Below are 14204 nucleotides of genomic sequence, written 5' to 3'. Positions count from 1 at the left end.
CTACTCGTACCTCTTGCCCAGCGCCAGCAGTTCCGGCGTGCCGATCAGCGCGTTGAGCTGATCGAAGTCCAGCATCGAATCGCGCCATGGCGCCGTGGTGCCGTGTTCGCGCAGGCTGCCGTAATAGCGCTGCAGCATGTGCGACACGGCGCGCGCGGTGCCGCCGGGGAAGATAACGATCGAAAAGCCCTTCGCGGCCAGTTCCGCGGCGCTTTTGACCGGCGTCATCCCGCCTTCCACCATATTGGCCAGCAGCGGCACGCGTTTGGCGAAGCGCTTGCAGGCGGCCTCCATCTGTTCGTCGGTGCGCAGCGCTTCGACGAAGATGGCGTCGACGCCGCATTCCAGATACTGCCCGGCGCGGTCCAGGGCCGCGTCCAGGCCTTCCACCGCGACGGCGTCGGTGCGCGCCAGGATCAAGGTATCGGCGTGGTGGCGCGCATCCAGCGCGGCGCGCAGCTTGCCGCACATCTCCGCCGCCGGTACGACGCTCTTGCCGTTCAGGTGGCCGCAACGCTTGGGGAAGCCCTGGTCTTCGAGCTGGATCATCGCGGCCCCGGCGCGTTCGAAACCGCGCACCGTGCGCTGGGTGTTCAGGGCATTGCCGAAGCCGGTGTCGCCGTCGACGATGACGGGGCAGGCGACGCGTTCGGTGATGCGAGCCAGGGTCTGTTCCACTTCGGTATAGGTGGTCAGGCCCACGTCGGAACGGCCCAGTCGCGTGTAGGCGATGGAGGCGCCCGACAGGTAGAGCGCATCGAAGCCGGCTTGTTCGGCGATCAGGGCCGACAGCGCGTCGTAGATGCCAGGGGCGAGAACGGCCTGGCCGGCGGCGAGTTTCTGTTTCAGGGTATTCGGCATCATGCCCTCATTGGGTGGCGCTTCAGCGTGCCGTCGGCCAGCCGGCGTTTCAGCAGATTCAGCAGGCCGCCGGCGCGCACCATGTCGCGCAGGAAATCGGGAATAGGTTCGCAGTCCAGGGTCGAGCCGTCGGCGCGCACGATGCGGCAGGCATCCAGGTCGATGGCGACGGCTTCGCCTTCCTGGATGGCCTCGGCGCCGCGGCAGGTCAGCAGCAGCAGCCCGACGTTGTAGGCATTGCGGAAATAAAGGCCGCTGAAGCTGGGCGCGATGACGGCGCGCAGGCCCAGCGCGACCAGCGCCGACGCCGCCTGCTCGCGCGAAGAACCGATGCCGAAGTTGGGACCGGCGACGATGACGTCGCCAGGTCGGACGGCGGCGGCGAAGTCGGGCCGCACGCGCTCCAGACAATGACGGGCGATGTCGTCGATACCGAACTTCATGTAGGCGCCGGGCGCCAGTTGGTCGGTGTCGATGTCGGCGCCGAGGCGCCAGACGCGGTGCGTGGTCATTGCAGCATCTCCCGGGGATCGACGAGGTGGCCCGCCACGGCGGCCGCGGCCACGGTGTAGGGGGAGGCCAGGTAAACCTGCGCGGTGCGCGCGCCCATGCGGCCCTGGAAGTTGCGCGCGGTGGTGGCGATGACGTTGACGCCTTCCGGGATGGAGCCGCCATAGCCCGAACAGGCGCCGCAGGAGTTGGGCAGCACGGTCGCTCCCGCATCCACCAGCGCGGCCATGACGCCTTCGCGTTCGGCCTGGCGCTGGTCGCGCAGGCTGGCTGGCGCCACCATCAGCGACAGGCCCGGCGCGAGCTGCCTGCCGCGCAGCACGCTGGCGGCGGCGCGCAGGTCTTCCAGCTTGGCGCCGGTACAGGCGCCGATGTAGGCGACGTGGATGGGCGTGGCTTCGTATTCGCCGATCGGACGCGAGTTGGCCGGGCTGTGCGGCGCGGCGACGTGCGGCGCCAGCGTCGATGCATCGAAGCGATATCGTTCGGCTTGCGCGTCCTCATCCGACTGCCAGCGCGCGATGTCGACGGGCGCGGCCACGCCCGCCTGCGCCAGATAGGCGGCGGTTTTGTCGTCCGGCGCGACCAGGCCGACCTGCGAGCCGATCTCCGCCGACATGTTGGACAGGGTCATGCGTTCCTGCATGGACAGGGCGCGCACGGCGTCGCCGCGGAACTCCACCGCCTGATAGCGGCCGCCGTTCATGCCGAAGCGGCCGATCATATGGAGCATCATGTCCTTGGCCGTGACGCCGGGCGACAGCGCGCCGTCCCATTGCATCATCAGTGTCCGCGGGACCTGGATCCAGATCTCGCCGCTGGCGACGACGCCCAGCATTTCGGTGCTGCCCACGCCGAACATGTAGGCGCCGAAGGCGCCGCCGGTCGGCGAGTGCGAATCGCCGCCCACGCACAGCATGCCGGGCCGGATGTGGCCGTGTTCCGGCACGACCACGTGGCAGATGCCCACGGAATCGTAGACATGCGGTAGCGCCTGCTCCGCGGCCCAGTCGCGGGCGATGCGGACGATCTTGCGGGATTCGTCGTCGGCCTCGGGCACGTAGTGGTCCATGACCAGCACGACCTTGTCGCGGTCCCAGATACCCGTGCCGAGCGCTTCCAGCATGGGCTTGAGGCGGCGCGGGCCGCTGGAGTCGTGGAACATCGCCAGGTCGACACGGCAGGTGACGATGTCGCCGACCGCGACGGCGGGGCGTCCGCTGGCGGCGGCTAGGAGTTTCTGCGCCAAGGTCTGGGCGGGCATGGGAGTCTCTTCGATGTCATGACAGGCGACGCGTCATCACGCGCCGGGGCCGGCCGGAAGCCACACCGGCGTACCGGCGGTTTCGTGGGCCGCCATATCGAGGCGATATTCGAAACGGTCGGGTCGATAGCGGGCGTCCAGGTATTCCACCGGCTTGCCGTCGGCGTCGCGCACCAGACGCCTGATGTTCAGCAGCGCGGAAGCCACCGGCACGCCCAGCGCTTCGGCTTCCGTCGGATCGGCCAGCACCGCGCTGATGGCCTGCTCCGCGCCCGATACGCGTATGCCGAGTTCGCCGAAGATCTGCAGCAGTGGCTTGCTGCCCAGGGCCTTGCGCGAGATGCGGCGGCCGATGGCGTCGGGCACGTAGGTGCGCAGGTAGGAGAAAGGCTCGCCCTGGTGGCTGCGCACGCGCACGGAGCGATGGACGAGGGCGCCGGGCGGGATTTCCAGGCGCGCGGCCACGGCGGGCGGGGCGGCCTCGGCGGCCATTTCGAGCAGCTTGACCTGCGTGCTCATGCCCATGCGGGCCAGATGCGCCATCAGTGCGTCGACGGTGCCGCCCTGCTGGGGCGCCGACAGCCCGGACCGCGCCTGGGCGAAGGTGCCGCGACCCTGGCGCCGGGCGATCAGGCCTTCCGAGGCCAGGGTGTCGAGCGCGCGCCGCATGGTCAGGCGTGATACGCCGTATTCCTGGGCCAGGGTGTGCTCGCCGGGCAGCGGCTGGTCGGCCTGGTATACGCCGTCCAGCAGGCGCTGGCGCAGCAGCAGATAGACCTTGTGGTAGAGCGGCAGGGGGCTGTTCATTTGTCCTTCGGTTCATGCGTGCGTGCAATGGAAGCATGCGCGCGGCGGTCGGTATCATCGGCGCGCCTGGCCGGCCGCGCCTTGCCGGCCGCGCCTGGCTGGCCGCGGTGGCGCGGGGCGGACTTTATTCGACCGTCGCGCCGGTGAATTTCACGACTTCCGCATAGCGGTCGATGTCTTCATTGACGAACTTGCCCAGCTCCTGCGGCGTGCTGCTGACGGCCGTGGCGGATTCCCGTTCCAGCAGCTGGCGGAAATCCGGGGCGGCCACGGCCTTGCGCGCGGCATCGTTCAGTTTCGCCAGCGTATCGGCCGGCAGCCTGGCCGGCCCGAACAGCGCGAACCAGGCGTTGGATTCGAAGCCCTTGATGGTATCGCCGATCGGCGGCACGCCGGGCAGCGACGCCAGCGGCTTGGCGCTGCTGACGCCCAGCGCCTTCAAGGCGCCGCTCTTGACGTGCGGGATGACGTTCAGGGTGCTGCCGAACATCATGTCCACCTGTCCGCCCAGCAGGTCGGTGACCGCCGGCGTCGTGCCCTTGTAGGGGACGTTGATGATGTCCAGGCCCGCCATCATCTTCATGCGTTCGCCCGCCATATGCAGCGATGAACCGATGCCGCCCAAGGCCATGGTGTACTTGCCCGGGTTGGCCTTGGCCAGCTTGATCAGGTCGGCCATGTTGGCGGCGGGGAAGTCCTTGCGGGCGACCAGCACGCTCGGAACGCTGGCCAGCATGCTGATCGGCGTGAAATCCTTGCGGGGGTCGAAAGGCAGGTTCTTGTACAGGCTGGCGTTGATGGAAAAGCTATTGAAACTGACCAGCAAGGTGTTGCCGTCGGCCGCGCTCTTGGCGACGTAGTCCGCGGCAATGTTGCCGCCGGCGCCGGGGCGGTTTTCGACGATCACGGTGCGGCCAAGCTCCTTGCCCATGGTGGCGCCTATGCTGCGCGCGACGGTATCGGTGGTGCCCCCCGGGGGCGCTCCCACGACCAGCTTGATGGGCGGCGTTGACTGGGCGAAGGCGGGAATGGCGGTAAGGGCGGGAATGGCGGTAAGTGCCGCGAAGGCGAACGCGCGGGCACGACGGGAAGGTCGCATGGTTGTCTCCTATGGTTATTGTCTGGTTGTATTGATAAGAAGACAACCAGCATACCGCGCGCCGGGCGCGCGGGCAACTCAGGGGTGGCCGGCGGCTCGATTGTGCGTTCACAGCGGGGAGGCGCGGATTGGCAGGAATTGACGGTTTGTTGTCCCGCGCGCGCGCCGCCGCGCCGATAGTCTTGTTCGTCACAGGCGCCATGCCGGCGCCGGAAGCGAACGGAATGAATCGACGATGTCCACGATGGCCACCGCGGGCGGGCGCAATGCACGCGTCCTGGCGCTATGCCAGGGCTTGTACACCTGCGCGATATCCATAGATCTGACCCTGACCGGACTGACCGGGTACCAGCTGGCGCCCGACAAGTCGCTGGCCACCCTGCCCTTCGCCTTGATCACGGTGGCCGGCGCCGTGACGACCTGGTTCGCCTCTTTCCTGCTGCAGCGCTGGGGCCGGCGCGCGGGTTTCGCGCTCGGCGCCCTGACCTGCGGGGTGGGCGGCCTGGTGTCGGTGTGGGCCGTGTTCCATGCCGATTTCTGGATCTTCTGCGCCGGCACGGCGGCGGTCGGCGTGTTCCAGGCATTCGCGCAGTACTACCGCCTGGCGGCCGCCGACGCCGTCCAGGATGCCTTCAAGAGCCGCGCCATTTCGCTGGTGCTGGCCGGCGGCGTGGTGGCGGCGATACTGGGTCCGGCGCTGGCGAACTGGGCCAAGGATCTGTTTCCCGCCGTGCTGTTCGCGGGTGCTTATCTGATGGTGGCCTTGCTGGGCTTCACCTCGGCGGCGATCCTGTGGGCGGCCTACCGCGATGGCCTCGATCCGCACGCCGCCGCTCAGGCCACGGCCGCTAAAGACCCGCGGGTAGATGCTTGCGCCCCGCCGGTGCGGCCGCTGGGCCAGATTGCGCGGCAGCCGGTGTTCGTGGCGGCCATCGCCAATAACGTCGTCGGCTCGGTGTCCATGATGGCCGTGATGACGGCCGCTCCCTTGGCTGCCGTCGCTTGCTCGCACACGATGGACCAGGGCGCCGGCATCATCCAATGGCACCTGGTGGGCATGTATGCCCCCTCGTTCTTCGCCGGCGCGCTGATCGCGCGCTTCGGACTGGCGGCCGTGCTCTACGCGGGCATGGCGCTGAACGTGACCAGCGCCCTGGCGGCCATGGCTTCGACCAGCCTGGGCGCGTTCTATGTCTCGCTGTTCGCGCTGGGCGTGGGCTGGAATTTCATGTTCGTGGGCGGCACGACCTTGCTGGCGCGCAGCTACCGTCCGGCGGAGCGCGCCGCCACGCAGGGCTGCGCGGAGCTGCTGCGCTATGTCGCGACGGCGCTCGCGACCCTGGCGGCCGGGCCGGTGCTGGAGCGCTTCGGCTGGTTCGCGCTGAACGCGGCTATGCTGCCGGTCGTAGCGCTGGCCGCCGCCATGACCCTGTGGTGGCATTGGAATACACCGAGGATGCAATGACGCGTACAAGCCTGGACGTATTCGAGGAGGCATTGCCCGCGCGGCGACGCCTGGTCGTGATGTTGAGCTATCGCGGCGTCAACCTGCTCGACATCAGCGGTCCGGTGCAGGCCTTCGAAACGGCGAACCGGCAGGCCATGGCGTCGGGCGAGCCGCGCGTGCCGCCCTACGAGGTCGTGGTCGCCTCCGAAAGCGGCGGCGCGATCCTGACCGGCGCCGGCGTGGCGATCGCCACGCAGCCGCTGGAGGCGCTGGAGGGCCGGGCGATAGACACCCTGATCGCGCCGGGCGGCAGTCCCGATGGCCAGGTGGTGGCGGAACCCGGCCTGTCGCGCTGGATCGCGCGGCGGGCCGGGCAGGCGCGCCGGGTGTGCTCGGTTTGCACAGGGACCTTCCTGCTGGCGGAAGCCGGCTTGCTGCAGGGCCTGCGCGTGACCACGCACTGGCGCTGGGCGGACCGCCTGCAGGCCATGTATCCGGGTCTGCGGGTCGATGCCGAGCCTATCTTCATCCAGCAGGACACGATCTGGACGTCGGCCGGGGTGACCGCGGGCATAGACCTGACGCTGGCCCTCATCGAGGACGACCTGGGCCATCGCATCGCGCTGGGCACGGCGCGCGATATGGTGATGTTCATCAAGCGCCCGGGCGGGCAATCGCAGTTCAGCGTGCCTTTGCTGGCGCAGCAGGAGTCCGGGCAGGCGCAGTTCGCCGACCTGCATGCCTGGATGGCGGCCCATCTGCATGAAGATCTGCGTGTGGAGCGCCTGGCCGAACAGGCCGGCATGGCGCCGCGCACCTTCGCCCGCGCCTACGTGGCGGCGGTCGGCCGCACGCCCGCGAAGACGGTGGAATGCATGCGTTTCGAGGCCGCGTGCAGGGCATTGGAGGGCAGCGTCGCGCCGCTCAAGCGCATCGCCGTCGATACCGGCCATGGCAACGAACAGAATCTGCGCCGCCTGTTCCTGCGCCGGCTGCGTGTCACGCCGCAGCAGTACCGGGCGCGCTTCGCGCCGAACCATCCTGTGCATGCATGACCGCGCCGGAGACGGCATAAGGGTATGTCCACCGGCTATAAGGCGGCGTGATAAATTTCACGGCCGCCGGCGCGCCGCGCTCTTCTCATATCGATGGGCGCCGGCCTGGAGACACCGTGTTGAGCTGGTTCAAGCAAGGCCTTAGCGTGTTCGCGCCGGCGCCCATCGGCGCCAGCACGCGCGACAAATTCCTGGGCGCCGTGGGTGCCTTGCTGGGCCTGTTGTGCACGGAGTGGATCGCCCGCCATGCGCTGGGCGAGGCCAATCCCTGGTTTATCGCGCCGATGGGCGCGTCGGCCGTGCTGGCCTTCGCGGCGCCCGCCAGCCCGCTGGCCCAGCCCTGGCCCTTGATGGCCGGCAACGTCAGCGCCGCGCTGGTCGGCGTATTTTTCGCGCGCCTGATTCCGGAGCCCGGGCTGGCCGCGGCTGGCGGCGCGGCCGCGGCCATCGCGGTGATGTTCTCGCTGCGCTGCCTGCATCCGCCCAGCGGCGCCGTGGCGCTGACCGCGGTGCTGGGCGGTCCGTCCATCGCGCAGCTCGGCTATGCCTATGCGCTGTATCCCGTGGCGCTGAATTCGGCGGTGTTGCTGTGCATCGCCGTGGTCTTCAATGGGGTGCTCAAGCGCAACTACCCGCACCGCCACGCGCAGCCCGCGGCGGCCGCATTGAACGGCGCCGCGCCCTTGGGTTTCACCGGCACGGACCTGGACGAAGCCCTGCGCGCGCATGACCAGTTGCTGGACATCAGCAGGGAAGACCTGGCCGACATTGTGCTGGAGGCGGAACGCCGTGCCAGCCTGCGCCGTTTCGGCGGGATGGCCTGCGGGCAGGTCATGGCGCGCGATGCCGTCGCGGTGCGCGACGACGAGTCGCTGGACCGGGCGGTGCGGCTGCTCGATCGGCGGCGGCTTGCGGCGCTGCCGGTCGTCGATGATGAAGGACGCCTGCTGGGATTGTTGTCGCATGCGGACGCCGTCGCCCGCGGACTGCGCCTGGAGCTGGCGCCGCCGCCGGGTGAAGCGCCGTCCACCTTGATGGTGCGCGATTGCATGCGATCGGAGGTGGCCTTCGCCACGCCCGCCATGCCGGCGATCGAGCTGGCCAAGCCGATGGCCTCGGGCATCGCCTGCGTGCCGGTGGTGGACGAGGCCCGGAGGCTGGTGGGCGTGATCTATCCTTCGCATCTGATCGACGCGCTGTACCAGCTGGCCCTGGCGGCGGGCGTTCCCGCGGCGGGCGCCCCCGAGGCAAGACGTTCCTTCGACGTGGCTGCCTGACCGCGCGGCTACGGATGCCGCATTCGCCGGGGGCTCGCCATGTCCTGCGACCGTCGCCGCATATCGGCGACGGCCCGGGCGCCGCTATTGCAGCACTTCGCCGTGCACGCCGGCGGCCAGCGTTTCGCTTTCCCAGCGCTTGCGCGGCACCACTTCCGCCACCGGTCCGCCGGGCGAGCGGAACTTGACCGGCAGATGGCCGGGTTCGGTCAGGATCTCCCCACCGTTTTTCTCGATCGCCTTGATGAAGGCGTCCAGGTCGTCGACCTCCATGCCGATATGGTGGATGCATGGAGACGGGCCGGCGAATTCCGCCTCGTCCGCATCCGCCGATTCATAGTGGATCAGCGTCAGGTCCATGTAGCCATCGGTCAGGTGGCGGGAAATATGGTCGCCGCGCTTGCCTTTGCGCCGCACGGTATTGACGTGGGTGTAGCCGAATACGTTCTCGTAGAACGCGCTTTCCTTGTCCAGGTCTTCCACCCGGAAGGCGATGTGTTTGATGGGATTGGGCATGTCAGTCCTCCTGATGGCGCATGCCGGCCGGCATGGCCTGCGGCGAGTGTAGGCGCGGCGACATGGGCAAGTCAATCGAATCATTCGAATGATTCGAATAGATACAATGGCAGCGGCCCGCTCGTCGGTCGCCGCGCCTGCCCGGCACGGTGGCCATCGCGATTGCCTATTGCCACTTCCGCTTTCCAGCCGCCATGCCCGCCACCGCGTCTTACGACCAGCCTCTTTATGAAATCGTCCGTGCCGGCATCGTCGAACGCCTGCGCACGGGTGTGTGGGCCGCCGGCGACCGGCTGCCGCCCGAACCCGAGCTGGCCAGGCTGTTCGGCGTCGGCATCGGCACCATACGAAGAGCCGTGGAATCGCTGGTGGCGGAGCGTCTGTTGACGCGCCGCGCCGGCCGCGGCACGGAGGTCGCCCGCTTCACCGACGACCATGCCTTCGATCTGTATTTCAACTACGTGGACCCGGCGGGGGCGGCCATCAAGGTGACGGCGGAATTACTGTCCTTCGCCAGGGAGCGCGCCACCGCGCGCTTCGCCACGCTGTTCGGCATCGAGCGCGGCGGCGCGATCGCGCACGTGGAAAACCTGCGCAGGATGGACGGCGTACCCGTCATGCTGGATCGCCTGTGGATTCCCTTGAACGTGTTCCCCAATCTATCGGGCCAGGAATTCGCGGCGCGGCGCGGCTCGATCTACGGGTACTACCAGGAACGCTACGGCGTATCGGTGGTGCGCGTGGAGGAGGACGTCACGGCGGCGGACGCCGACGCCGGAGTCGCCGCCGCCTTCGGGCTCAAGCCCGGCGCGTCGGTACTGCAGGTCGAGCGCACCGCCTATACCTTCCAGGACAAGCCGGTCGAATTCCGCCGCCGCTACGTGGATACACGGCGCTGCGCCTATCGCAACGTGCGCGGCCTGCAGGATTGACCGGCGCGAACTCAGGATCGGCTCTTACGCTGCGCGCGCCAGGCCTGGTAGCGCGCCTGGTTCTCGGCGTCGGGCGGATACAGCCCGGGCAGCCGCGCGCCGCCTTGCACCTGTTCCATGATCCAGGCTTCCTGCTGTTCCTGTTCGACCGCGGCCTGCACGACTTCATCCAGCAACGCGGCGGGGATCAGGACGGCGCCATCGGCGTCGAGCACGATGATGTCGTTGGGGAACACCGCGACCCCGCCGCAGCTGACGGGCTCCTGCCAGCCGACGAAGGTCAGGCCGGCGACGGAGGGCGGCGCCGCCGCGCCGCGGCACCATACCGGCAGTTGCGTGCCCAGCACGCCCGCCAGGTCCCGCACCACGCCGTCCGTGACCAGCGCTGCCACGCCCCGTTTGCGCATGCGCGCGCACAGGATGTCGCCGAAGATGCCCGCATCGGTGACCCCCAGCGCATCGACCACCGCGATGCAGCCATCGGGCATCGCCTCGATGGCGGCGCGGGTGGAAATCGGCGAAGCCCATGACGCCGGCGTCGCCAGGTCTTCCCGTGCCGGGACGAAGCGCAGGGTGAAGGCTCGCCCCACGATGCGCGGGCTGTCCGACCGCAAGGGCGCGGCGCCGCGGATCCAGACATTGCGCAGGCCTTTCTTCAATAGCACTGTGGTGAGCGTGGCCGTCGTGACGTCGGACAGGGCCTGGACAATACGAGGGTCGAGGGATTCGGGCTGTGTGGTCATCTGGGGTCCGGTATGCATATCGCCTGCGGGTGTCGCGCATCGCGCGCCCTGGATCAGGGCGCGCGCGATGATGATGGTGAAAACGTGGCCGCGGCGTCAACCCTTCAGGCAGGTACTCATGAACGCCTTGCGCTGATCGCCTTTCAGCGCCTGCTTGCTGGCCTGCGCATTGCAGTCCTTCATTTTCTGCTGCTGGGGCGTCAGGGTGGACGCGGGTTGCTCCCCTTTCAGGCAGGCACTCATGGCCGATTTGTAGGTGTCGCCGGTCTTGCCTTTGTTGGCGGCGCTGCATTTCGCCATGCGTTCTTGTTGTGGCGTGGGAGACTTGGCGGGCGCGGCGGTCTGCGCCATGGAGACGGAGGCGGCCAGGGTCATTGCCGTGGCTGCCATGATCAAGGTGCGATGTCGAAAAAGCATGATGTCCTCTCGATAAGAGGGCCGGCTGCGTGCCGTCTTGCATGCTCGCGCGACCGCCTTGCCGCCCCTGCACACGCCGGCGCGCTTCGCCGGTGCGGCGATCATGTTCCAAAGCCGCGCCGCTCGCAAGTGGTCGGATGCCATGGCGCCGGAAACGGCAACAGCGGCGAGCGCGGCAAACGCGGGATGTCCCTAGGTTGCCGCTGGGAACGGCTCGCCACTAGCATTGAAAATTGCAAGATCGTGAAAATTTCATGTTCATGTCCCTGTCGACCGCCCACCGCAAGCCACGCGCAGCCGCGGACACGCGCACCGCGGTCCGGCCGCGCGCCGTGCGCCGCGCGCACTCGCTGGTCGATCTTTGGCTGGGCGAACAGCTGCGCCAGCTACGCAAGGACCAGGGCCGCTCGCTGGCCGACGTGGCCCAGGCCTGCGGCATGTCACTGGGCCTGCTTAGCCAGATCGAACGGGGGCTGAGTTCAATATCGGTCAAGACGCTGCGCGCGCTGGCGCGCGAGCTGCGCGTCTCGCCCGACGCCTTGCTGCGCAACGCCGAATACGACGACACGGCTTCCGGGGACAACATCGAGCGGGCTGGCGCCCACCGCATGCTGCGCCTGGACGAAAAAGGCATCGCCAAGGAAGTGGTCACGCCGCCGGCCGCGCGGACCCTGGACCTGTGCCGTATCTCCATTGCCCCCGGCGGCTCCACCGGCGACGATCTGTTCGTCACCGACAAAGGCGAGCAGGTGGGCATGGTCTTGAGCGGCCTGCTGGAATTACGTATCCAAGACCGCGTCATGCTGCTGCGCGCGGGCGACAGCTTCTGCTATGCCAGCCGCACGCCGCGGCGCTGGCGCAATCCGGGCGATACCCGCACGGAAGTGATCTGGGCCATCAGCAATATCGCGGCTGATGCGGACAGCGATGCCGATGCAGCGCCGTCCCGGCCTCGGGAAGGACGGCGCCGGCGAGCCTAGCGCAGCTTGACCGAGGAGATTGCCTCCGACCGTCAACAGGCCTTGGCCCGCCGCCGCCGCGTATCAACGTCACGCGATTCCACTTCACGCACCAAAGGACGACCCATGAAGCTCAGATCCATCGCCGTATCCGCGTTCGCCGCGATCTCGCTGGCCGCCGCCGCCATGGCCGGCGCGCAGACCGTCGTGAAGGTCGGCTCCACGCCCACCGGCAGTCCGTTCACTTTCCTGGACACCAAAACCAATACCATCGAAGGCGTGATGGTGGACATCATGAAGGCGGTCGGCAAAGAGGCCGGCTTCCAGGTGCAGATCGAACCCATGGCGTTTTCCGCCCTGATCGGTTCGCTGCAGTCCAAGCGTATCGACGTGATCTCGGCGGCGATGTTCATCACGCCGGAGCGGCAGAAGGTCGTGTCCTTTTCCGACCCGGTCTACACCTATGGCGAAGGCCTGATGGTGCCCAAGAGCGATACCAAGGAGTACACCAGCTTCGCCGACATGAAGGGCATGACCGTGGGCGTGCAGGTTGGCACGGCCTTCGTCAAGCCTATCCAGGACAGCGGCGTGTTCAAGGAGGTCAAGCTTTATGACAATCCGCCCGATATGATGCGCGACGTCAATGCCGGCCGCATCCAGGGCGGCTTCATGGACTATCCGATCGCCGCCTATACGATCAACCAGAACGCCAGCGGCGCTTTCAGCAATCTGCGCATGGTCAAGAGCTACAAGCCCGCGGTCACCGGCAGCGTCGGCATCGCCACGCGCAAGGACGACACCGAGTTGCTGAAAAAGATCGACACGGCCCTGAAGAAGCTGAAGGCCGACGGCACCGTCGACGCCATCCTGAAGAAGTGGGGCCTGGCCTGAGGCCTGAAGCACCCAGGCAGCGGGGGATAAAACGATGATGGAATTTTTCCAGGATGCGCGGGAATACCTGCCCATTCTGTTGCAGGGCGCCAAACTGACCATACTGGTCACGGTGGGGTCGTTGGCCTTGTCGACGGTGCTGGGCCTGGTCTGGGCCTTGATGCGCGTATCCGGCATCAAGCCGCTGGCCAGGTTCAGCGCCGGCCTGATCAATGTCCTGCGCGGCATCCCCATCATCGTGCTGCTGTTCTACATCTACTTCGTGATGCCGGATGCCGGTATCGCGCTGACGGCGGTGCAGGCGGCCATCATCGGCCTGGGCATTGCCTACTCGGCATATCAGGCCGAGAATTTCCGCGCCGGCATCGAGGCCATCGACCGCGGGCAGGTGGAGGCGGCCATGGCCATGGGCATGAGCTGGAGCCTGACCATGCGGCGGGTGGTGCTGCCGCAGGCGGTGCGCATCGTGCTGCCGCCCTACGGCAATATCATGATCATGATGCTGAAGGACTCGTCGCAGGCATCCACCATCACGGTGGCGGAGCTGGCGCTGCAGGGCAAGCTGATCGCCGTATCCACCTTCAAGAACGCGACCGTGTTCACGCTGGTCGCGTTGATGTACCTGGTGATGTGCGTGCCGCTCATCCTGCTGGTCCGGCATCTGGAAAAAAGGAGCGCCGCCAAATGATCGCCATGCGAGGCGTGCACAAGCGGTTCGGCAGCCTGGAAGTGCTCAAGGGCATCGATGCCGAAATCGGCCAGGGCGAAGTGGTGTGCATCATCGGGCCGTCCGGATCGGGCAAATCGACCATCCTGCGCTGCATCAACGGCCTGGAGCGCTACGACCAGGGCGAGATCACCGTCGATGGGCAACGCGTCGATTGCGACGCGGCGTCCATCGTGTCGATCCGCACCCAGGTCTCCATGGTGTTCCAGCGCTTCAACCTGTTCCCCCATCGCACCGCGCTGGAGAACGTGATCGAAGGCCCGATCTACGTCAAGGGCGAACCGCGCGCGCAGGCCACCGAACGCGGGCGCGAACTGCTGGCCAGCGTCGGCCTGGCCGACAAGGCCAACGCGCATCCGCCGCAGTTGTCCGGCGGCCAGCAGCAGCGCGTGGCCATCGCGCGGGCGCTGGCCATGCAGCCCAAGGCCATCCTGTTCGACGAGCCGACCTCCGCGCTGGATCCCGAGCTGGTGGGCGACGTGCTGGGCGTCATGCGCAAGCTGGCCGACGACGGCATGACCATGGTCGTCGTTACCCATGAAATCAGTTTCGCCCGCGAAGTGGCCGATCGCGTGCTGTTCTTCGACGGCGGCGTGGTGGTCGAGCAAGGCGTCGCGCGTGAAGTGCTGAATCATCCCACCCATCCACGCACGCAGGATTTCCTGCGCCGCGTGCTGCATCCCATGTAAGGATCGCTCC

The 14204-nt window shown here is 67.7% G+C and carries 16 protein-coding genes; 8 read left to right on the top strand and 8 right to left on the bottom strand.

What is annotated here, in order from left to right:
* The 5 genes from ACNA0R_RS15110 to ACNA0R_RS15090 form a co-directional block, all read right to left on the bottom strand.
* A complete protein-coding gene (locus tag ACNA0R_RS15110; RefSeq protein ID WP_415826845.1) occupies nucleotides 1–864 on the bottom strand; it encodes an isocitrate lyase/PEP mutase family protein in 864 nt (287 codons plus the stop codon).
* Entirely contained in the window at nucleotides 861–1373 is a 513-nt protein-coding gene (locus ACNA0R_RS15105; RefSeq protein ID WP_415826844.1) for a LeuD/DmdB family oxidoreductase small subunit, read from the bottom strand. Before ACNA0R_RS15105 ends, ACNA0R_RS15110 begins: the two co-directional genes overlap by 4 nt.
* On the bottom strand, nucleotides 1370–2635 hold the full coding sequence (locus ACNA0R_RS15100) for a 3-isopropylmalate dehydratase large subunit (protein WP_415826843.1): 1266 nt from the start codon (nucleotides 2633–2635) through the stop codon (nucleotides 1370–1372). Before ACNA0R_RS15100 ends, ACNA0R_RS15105 begins: the two co-directional genes overlap by 4 nt.
* A gap of 36 nt (nucleotides 2636–2671) precedes the next feature.
* The gene (locus ACNA0R_RS15095) at nucleotides 2672–3442 is read right to left on the bottom strand and encodes a GntR family transcriptional regulator (RefSeq protein WP_415826842.1); all 771 of its coding nucleotides are present in this window, start codon (nucleotides 3440–3442) and stop codon (nucleotides 2672–2674) included.
* A 124-nt stretch (nucleotides 3443–3566) separates the two neighbouring features.
* Nucleotides 3567–4541: a tripartite tricarboxylate transporter substrate binding protein gene (locus ACNA0R_RS15090; RefSeq protein WP_415826841.1), complete on the bottom strand. Its 975-nt coding sequence runs from the start codon at nucleotides 4539–4541 to the stop codon at nucleotides 3567–3569.
* Between the two features lie 235 nt (nucleotides 4542–4776).
* Between ACNA0R_RS15090 and ACNA0R_RS15085 the strand changes: the two genes are divergently transcribed.
* The 3 genes from ACNA0R_RS15085 (at nucleotide 4777) to ACNA0R_RS15075 (ending at nucleotide 8320) form a co-directional block, all read left to right on the top strand.
* Complete coding sequence (locus ACNA0R_RS15085; RefSeq protein ID WP_415826840.1) at nucleotides 4777–6006, top strand: MFS transporter; 1230 nt, start codon at nucleotides 4777–4779, stop codon at nucleotides 6004–6006.
* Nucleotides 6003–7043, top strand: coding sequence for a GlxA family transcriptional regulator (locus ACNA0R_RS15080; RefSeq protein WP_415826839.1), 1041 nt, complete (start codon nucleotides 6003–6005; stop codon nucleotides 7041–7043). Before ACNA0R_RS15085 ends, ACNA0R_RS15080 begins: the two co-directional genes overlap by 4 nt.
* A gap of 116 nt (nucleotides 7044–7159) precedes the next feature.
* Complete coding sequence (locus ACNA0R_RS15075; RefSeq protein ID WP_415826838.1) at nucleotides 7160–8320, top strand: HPP family protein; 1161 nt, start codon at nucleotides 7160–7162, stop codon at nucleotides 8318–8320.
* A gap of 84 nt (nucleotides 8321–8404) precedes the next feature.
* On the opposite strand, the gene ACNA0R_RS15070 is transcribed toward ACNA0R_RS15075, so the two are convergent.
* Nucleotides 8405–8836, bottom strand: coding sequence for a VOC family protein (locus ACNA0R_RS15070; protein WP_415826837.1), 432 nt, complete (start codon nucleotides 8834–8836; stop codon nucleotides 8405–8407).
* Nucleotides 8837–9030: 194 nt separating this feature from the next.
* Here ACNA0R_RS15070 and ACNA0R_RS15065 point away from each other — a divergent pair, with 194 nt between their 5' ends.
* A complete protein-coding gene (locus ACNA0R_RS15065) occupies nucleotides 9031–9768 on the top strand; it encodes a GntR family transcriptional regulator (protein WP_415826836.1) in 738 nt (245 codons plus the stop codon).
* Between the two features lie 11 nt (nucleotides 9769–9779).
* On the opposite strand, the gene ACNA0R_RS15060 is transcribed toward ACNA0R_RS15065, so the two are convergent.
* Nucleotides 9780–10511 carry a ribonuclease activity regulator RraA gene (locus tag ACNA0R_RS15060; RefSeq protein WP_415826835.1) on the bottom strand — a complete coding sequence of 244 codons (732 nt, stop codon included), beginning with the start codon at nucleotides 10509–10511 and terminating at the stop codon, nucleotides 9780–9782.
* Nucleotides 10512–10607: 96 nt separating this feature from the next.
* Entirely contained in the window at nucleotides 10608–10886 is a 279-nt protein-coding gene (locus tag ACNA0R_RS15055; protein WP_415827048.1) for a PsiF family protein, read from the bottom strand.
* Between the two features lie 296 nt (nucleotides 10887–11182).
* On the opposite strand from ACNA0R_RS15055, the gene ACNA0R_RS15050 reads away from it, so the two are divergent.
* The 4 genes from ACNA0R_RS15050 to ACNA0R_RS15035 all read left to right on the top strand — a co-directional run bounded on the left by ACNA0R_RS15050 (nucleotide 11183) and on the right by ACNA0R_RS15035 (nucleotide 14194).
* Nucleotides 11183–11908, top strand: a complete 726-nt coding sequence (locus ACNA0R_RS15050) for a helix-turn-helix domain-containing protein (protein ID WP_415826834.1) — start codon at nucleotides 11183–11185, stop codon at nucleotides 11906–11908.
* Between the two features lie 105 nt (nucleotides 11909–12013).
* Nucleotides 12014–12778, top strand: coding sequence for an ABC transporter substrate-binding protein (locus ACNA0R_RS15045; protein ID WP_415826833.1), 765 nt, complete (start codon nucleotides 12014–12016; stop codon nucleotides 12776–12778).
* Between the two features lie 34 nt (nucleotides 12779–12812).
* Nucleotides 12813–13466, top strand: a complete 654-nt coding sequence (locus tag ACNA0R_RS15040; protein ID WP_415826832.1) for an amino acid ABC transporter permease — start codon at nucleotides 12813–12815, stop codon at nucleotides 13464–13466.
* Nucleotides 13463–14194: an amino acid ABC transporter ATP-binding protein gene (locus tag ACNA0R_RS15035; RefSeq protein WP_415826831.1), complete on the top strand. Its 732-nt coding sequence runs from the start codon at nucleotides 13463–13465 to the stop codon at nucleotides 14192–14194. Before ACNA0R_RS15040 ends, ACNA0R_RS15035 begins: the two co-directional genes overlap by 4 nt.
* Nucleotides 14195–14204: the final 10 nt, after the last annotated feature.

It is taken from the genome of Bordetella sputigena (genome assembly GCF_965137885.1).
GTDB classification, from domain to species: domain Bacteria; phylum Pseudomonadota; class Gammaproteobacteria; order Burkholderiales; family Burkholderiaceae_B; genus Bordetella_C; species Bordetella_C sputigena.
Note: the sequence above shows the minus strand (reverse complement) of the source record. Positions and strands in the feature narration are given on the sequence as shown.